At 31.7% G+C, this 5,547-nt stretch carries 7 protein-coding genes and 1 pseudogene; 5 read left to right on the top strand and 3 right to left on the bottom strand.

What is annotated here, in order from left to right:
* Positions 1 to 219: 219 nt before the first annotated feature.
* The 5 genes and pseudogenes from Q0649_RS07990 to Q0649_RS07970 all read left to right on the top strand — a co-directional run bounded on the left by Q0649_RS07990 (position 220) and on the right by Q0649_RS07970 (position 2,610).
* On the top strand, positions 220 to 888 hold the full coding sequence (locus tag Q0649_RS07990) for a response regulator (RefSeq protein ID WP_298839857.1): 669 nt from the start codon (positions 220 to 222) through the stop codon (positions 886 to 888).
* 134 nt (positions 889 to 1,022) lie between these two features.
* Positions 1,023 to 1,211, top strand: coding sequence for a sensor histidine kinase (locus Q0649_RS07985; protein ID WP_298839855.1), 189 nt, complete (start codon positions 1,023 to 1,025; stop codon positions 1,209 to 1,211).
* Positions 1,212 to 1,473: 262 nt separating this feature from the next.
* A pseudogene (locus Q0649_RS23055) lies at positions 1,474 to 2,025 on the top strand (MMPL family transporter).
* Positions 1,971 to 2,225: a hypothetical protein gene (locus Q0649_RS07975; protein ID WP_298839850.1), complete on the top strand. Its 255-nt coding sequence runs from the start codon at positions 1,971 to 1,973 to the stop codon at positions 2,223 to 2,225. Before Q0649_RS23055 ends, Q0649_RS07975 begins: the two are co-directional and overlap by 55 nt.
* The gene (locus Q0649_RS07970) at positions 2,185 to 2,610 is read left to right on the top strand and encodes a hypothetical protein (protein WP_298839848.1); all 426 of its coding nucleotides are present in this window, start codon (positions 2,185 to 2,187) and stop codon (positions 2,608 to 2,610) included. The genes Q0649_RS07975 and Q0649_RS07970 overlap by 41 nt, the downstream gene beginning before the upstream one ends.
* Before the next feature lie 127 nt (positions 2,611 to 2,737).
* Here Q0649_RS07970 and asnB read toward each other — a convergent pair whose 3' ends face one another.
* The 3 genes from asnB to Q0649_RS07955 all read right to left on the bottom strand — a co-directional run bounded on the left by asnB (position 2,738) and on the right by Q0649_RS07955 (position 5,273).
* On the bottom strand, positions 2,738 to 4,327 hold the full coding sequence (asnB, locus tag Q0649_RS07965; protein WP_298839845.1) for an asparagine synthase B: 1,590 nt from the start codon (positions 4,325 to 4,327) through the stop codon (positions 2,738 to 2,740).
* A 330-nt stretch (positions 4,328 to 4,657) separates the two neighbouring features.
* Positions 4,658 to 4,855 carry a peptidoglycan-binding protein gene (locus Q0649_RS07960; protein ID WP_298839842.1) on the bottom strand — a complete coding sequence of 66 codons (198 nt, stop codon included), beginning with the start codon at positions 4,853 to 4,855 and terminating at the stop codon, positions 4,658 to 4,660.
* 76 nt (positions 4,856 to 4,931) lie between these two features.
* Positions 4,932 to 5,273: a glycoside hydrolase family 73 protein gene (locus Q0649_RS07955; RefSeq protein ID WP_298839839.1), complete on the bottom strand. Its 342-nt coding sequence runs from the start codon at positions 5,271 to 5,273 to the stop codon at positions 4,932 to 4,934.
* Positions 5,274 to 5,547: the final 274 nt, after the last annotated feature.

Here is a 5,547-nt window from a genome sequence, read left to right as displayed (position 1 = left end):
CGATTTAAGTATAAATACAAATTGGTTCAACTTGTTATTGCAATTGGTCATTATTTATTGTAAATATAAATTTATTTTTAGCTGGAGTCATTTTTCTCTATATAAAAATGGTTGAACTGAATGTATATTTTACATTATAATTTAACAAGATTTTAACAGTATAATGGTAATATATTATTGATATGTGCAGTAATGTTTTTAATAGAAAAGAGGGGTCTTATGATAAGTGTTTTAGTTCTTGAGGATGATGAGAAACTGAATTATATTGTACGTTTATATTTAAATGATAATGGATATAATGCCATCAGTTGTAAGAATGCTAGGGAGGCATTTGATAAGATGTTAGAAAAAACAGTTGATATCATTATTTCAAATATTATGATGCCGGAAATTGATGGTTTTGAGTTTGCAAGAGAAATTAGAAGCCAAGACAAAACAATTCCAATTTTATTTATGACAGCGAGAGATGATATTACGTCGAAGCAAAAGAAATATCATATTGGGATAGATGATTTTAATAAAATGATAGAGGAACTTGCCACCATAGAAACCTTGAAAGGGGATTTTATAACAAATATATCTCATGAGATTAAGACCCCACTTGCAGTAATACAAAGTTATGCTTCTATTATGCTAAAAAAATCATTGCCAATGGATAAACGCATGGATTATGTAAACGCAATACTTTCAGAATCTAAAAAACTTTCTACATTAGTAACTGCAGTTCTTAAATTGAATAGATTGGATAACCAGGAAATCATTAAAAAACATACATATTCATTGGATGAGCAGCTGCGTTGCAGCATTTTGGCTTTAGAAGGAAAATTTGAAGAAAAAGATATTATGCTTGATGTGGAATTAGATGAAGTAATGATTACGACAGATTAGGATTTAATAGAAATGGTATGGAATAATTTATTGACCAATGCAATTAAATTTACAGAACCTAAAGGAACAGTGACGATAAAACTTAAAAAGGAAAAAACAAAATAATTGTTTCAATAAGTGATACTGGCTGTGGAATGAGCAAGAAAACCATTGAACATGTGTTTGATAGGTTTTACCAAGGGGATACTTCTCATTCAGCAATTGGAAATGGGCTGGGGCTATCCTTAGTAGAACGAGTTGTAGACTTAGTTGAGGGAGATATTAGAGTTAACAGTCAGTGCGATAAAGGAACAGAATTTACAGTAATACTTACAGAAGATTAATAATAGATATTTAAGAAATAAGAAAAGCTAGTACATTTTAAATGTGCCACCTTTTCTTATTTTTTGTAATATGTAAAAATTCTCAATAAAATAATCCTTTTAACAAAAATTTGACAATACTTTAATGTTCTGGAACATTTGAGGACTAATATACAGATATAAAGTAAAACAAAAACAGATTCAGAAAAATGAAAGGAGAAAAAAATAATGCCTGAAGACAAACCACGTAATAAATACAAGTAGTAGACTCGACTCGGTTACAATGAAAATGAAACGTGACCGTAAAATAAAGAATCGTGCAGCGTTATGTGATTCACAGCAAAAATGTGAGCAAGCGTTTACTTCTATAGAAAGATTAGAAAAATCGAAAACGACTAAAGCAATGGCTATGTCACTAGGAATAGGAATTGTTGGAACCGCTTTTATGGCTGTTACAGTTATATTTATTTTAGCAATACTCATACTTATGTTTAAATCAGTAGTTGCCCCTGTGGTATACTTACTGTCTGTGGGCTTTGCCTACCTTTGTCCCATGGGTATTGCAGCTCAATTAATTGATAAAGTACAATTCCCATTAACAAGCCTTACCTAGATGCCTCTTTTACTTATACTCTTTGGTATAGGAACAGATTATAACATACTTCTTTTTATTAGATTTAAGGAAGAATTATCTCATGGTAAATCTATAGATGAGTCCATATTCTTGGCAATAAGCTTTTTTACCCATCAAAGACAGCAATTGGTCATAAAGAAAGTAAAATGTGGGGTAAAACATCTTCATTTGCAACAAAACATCCTATTATATCAGTTGTAGTTGTATTATTGATAATCGGACCAACAGTTTATTTTAATCAGCAAAAGCTCAACTTCGATACCATTCGTGAACTTGGAAATTCATATTCTTCTTCTAAAGGTATTAATATAGTTTCAGAGCATTTTGGTCGAGGTGAAGCAGTGCCTACTACTGTTGTAATTGAAAATAGTAAAGCTCTTAATAACACAACCTCAGGGTAAGCAAATTGATTATTTTTATATAGGAAGTCAAGTTAATACAATTAAAACTTTCTTTATTCCAAAGGAGGCATTAACAAGCAGTAACTTTAAACCAGTTTTAGGTATGTTCATGTCAAGTTATAGAACCATCACAAAGATGAATATTATTTTAAATGATGACCCTTATTCAAAAGATGCTTTAAATACTATAAAACAAATAAATGAAACTGTTGCCATTCTTCTCTCTTATAATAATAGTGGCACTTGGAGGTACCTTTGCTACACTTATGCCTTCTTGAATAGTACGTTTGCAAGAATGGGTGACAGCTGTAATTATTGGTCTGATAGTTCTTTGCTTTATACGTCTTCCAATCTTTCTTCCGGCAATGATTGCCATTCAAAGTAATATAGCAAATTTATTTATAAAAAATCAAAAGAAATTATAGATAGAGAAAAAAATGTCTAAATATTAAGGAAGGAGCTATCTCATAATAAAACTTTTAGATAGCTCCTTTATTTATTTACATTCTTAATTATTTACCACTGGAACCATAATTTGATAAAGCTCTAGCACTAGGATCGTTAACGTTACAACCCTCCCATTCTTTGTTTGGCATCCAAAAGTCTACTATCATTTCTGCTTGTAATGGATAATATTTTTCAAAATATTCTCTGTATAACAATGATTCTTTTGTGAATGGTTTAGCATTATTTTTATACTTTTTACATAGTTTTTTAAATTGTTCATTAGAATAGTAGTTTTCTGCATATTCTTTTAAATAGTCCACCATAGAATGTCCTACAGCATCGCTAAATGCTGCCTTTTCACGATACAAAATATTATCTGGTAGATAATCGCCTTCAAAGGCATGTCTTAAAAGGTATTTACCCATGTTGTATTTGTTTAATTTTTTTTCAGGGTCAACGGACATAACATACTTTACAAAATCTAAATCCCCAAATGGCACCCTTGCTTCTAGAGAATTTGAGCTGATGCAACGGTCCGCACGAAGTACATCATACATATGAAGCTCTCGTATTCTCTTTTGTGATTCCTTTTGAAATTCCTCTGCATTTGGAGCAAAGTCAGTATATTTATATCCAAATAATTCATCAGAAATTTCACCGGTTAGAAGTACTCTTACATCAGATATCTCGTGAATTTTCTTACAAATCAAATACATTCCCATACTTGCTCTAATAGTTGTAATATCATATGTCCCAAGAAGTTTAATAACCTCTTCAAGTGATCCAAGAACTTCTTCTTTTGTCATATATATAGTGGTGTGATCACTATGAATATAATCTGCAACTTCCTGTGCGTATTTAAGGTCAATTGCATCGCCTGTCATACCAATGGCAAAGGTTTTAATTGGTTTTCCAGGATACATTTTTTGTGCAATTGAACATACAAGGGAGCTGTCGAGGCCTCCACTTAACAAGAAACCTACAGGAGCATCAGCATCCATACGTTTTTCTATAGCAGTTACAAATTTATGATGAATTTTACTGCAGATAACTTCTACGTCATCCGTGCAATAATCACCCACAGTTTCTGCGATATCGCAGTAGCATGTAAATTTACCATCAGCATAATAATGGCCTGGTGGAAATGATTTAATGTTGTAGGTAAGGCCAACTAAATTTTTCGCTTCACTTGCAAATATGATTTTACCTGATTCGGAATAACCATAAAAGAGAGGACGAATTCCGATTGGATCACGTGCTGCCATGAAAGTGTCCTTTTTTCCATCATAGATGACAATTGCGAATTCTGCATCTAATTTTGAAAACATATCTAGACCATATTCATAGTACATTGGAAGCAGTATTTCACAATCACTTTCAGAAATAAATTTATGCCCTTTCTCCATCAGGTCTTTCTTAATTTCACGGAAACCGTAAAGTTCACCGTTACAGATGGATGCATCTGTATTCCTTGTGTATGGTTGCATTCCGCTAAAACTTAAATCCATAATAGAAAGTCTTTGAAACCCCAAGATACCAGATGGTAAAGTAAGAATTTCTGTCATATCTGGTCCTCTCGATTCAGTTCTTTGTAGAGCCTGAGCAAATTTATCATGTTTCATGTCTGTTCCTGTATAACACATAATTGTACACATATTGATATTCCTCCTTTTAGTCGGAAACACGGGGTAATTAAACCTGCTCGCTTCCGCTCACAAATTACCCGTTAAAGTCCATTTAGGACTTTAACCTCCTAATATTAGATATAAAAAAAGCCCTCCTCCTATAAAAATAGGACGAAAGGCTTATACTTTCGCGTTGCAACCTAAAATAGCTTACAAAACAACTTTTACCACCAAGGCTTTTATATTAACTATATGATATTTAATTTTGAATTCCTTTCATCTTACTTTGTATTTAATGATTCGTCAATAGTTATATGAAGTATTTTTAAAAATAAAAGTCATTTATAAAAATATTAGAATTTAACAGAGTAAACTTTGCCAAGTACTGTTACCTACAATTCCATCAATCACTAATTTATTATTTTTTTGATATTCTTTAACACGCCTTACAGTTTCATTTCCATAAATACCATCAATAGCGCTGTGAGTTCTCCATTGAATATATCTTATGGCTCCTATGTGACCAGTAGATTTAGTGCTACATAGAGGTTTTTCCATAATGCTTTTTAATCCAGATAATACTTTAGGTCCACATATACCATCAATAGTAAGGTTAAGTATTTGCTGAAGCTTTTTAGTAACACTTATTGTTAGTAAACCACAGAATCCATATGTAACTAAAGCTTAAAAGTTTTCCATGGTCGAGGAGGCTGCTCTCAAGAGTGTCATACTTTCTAAACTTGCATCTCATAGCAGTGTTTACTCCATTTATAAATTCATGAGTGTTAAATTCTTGAACTTCATATCCACAACCTGATGTCCATTTTATACCGAAGATATTATTACCTTTAACATATTGTAGCCAGCCTGTTTCTAGTATGGCTTGAGCTATGGTTAGGGATGGTAGTATGTTGTATTTTTCATAGGATAGCAAAGCTCCTGGGACTAGGCTTTTTATTATTTGGGTTTTGTTCATTTATGATTCCTCCTTTAGTGTTATAACTTATATATATAAACGAAGGCAGAAGTTTTGGAGGGGATTATTTTCTAACCATAATTTTAACTTAAATGATAATAGATTATATCATAGAAATTTACCGGGGGACGCGTATAAATTGACTTCATTAAGTGGCAAGTTTATAATTATTTTATGTAAATTAAATATGGGCGAGCATGAATAATATTTTGTAAAACCATTTAGACCAGCTAGTTAAAGTCAACTATTTATTTTAAAATTGTTTATAGTTATT

The sequence above is a fragment of the uncultured Clostridium sp. genome (assembly GCF_937920395.1).
Lineage (GTDB): Bacteria > Bacillota > Clostridia > Clostridiales > Clostridiaceae > Clostridium_AD.
This window is presented reverse-complemented; position numbering and strand designations above follow the sequence as displayed.

Bases quoted from the DNA above. Each gene is read 5' to 3' on its own strand.
- Q0649_RS07985 (WP_298839855.1), top strand. From the start codon at position 1,023: ATGAGCAAGAAAACCATTGAACATGTGTTTGATAGGTTTTACCAAGGG.
- Q0649_RS07975 (WP_298839850.1), top strand. From the start codon at position 1,971: ATGTGGGGTAAAACATCTTCATTTGCAACAAAACATCCTATTATATCA.
- Q0649_RS07960 (WP_298839842.1), bottom strand. From the start codon at position 4,855: ATGGAAAAACCTCTATGTAGCACTAAATCTACTGGTCACATAGGAGCC.
- asnB (WP_298839845.1), bottom strand. From the start codon at position 4,327: ATGTGTACAATTATGTGTTATACAGGAACAGACATGAAACATGATAAA.
- Q0649_RS07955 (WP_298839839.1), bottom strand. From the start codon at position 5,273: ATGAACAAAACCCAAATAATAAAAAGCCTAGTCCCAGGAGCTTTGCTA.
- Q0649_RS07990 (WP_298839857.1), top strand. From the start codon at position 220: ATGATAAGTGTTTTAGTTCTTGAGGATGATGAGAAACTGAATTATATT.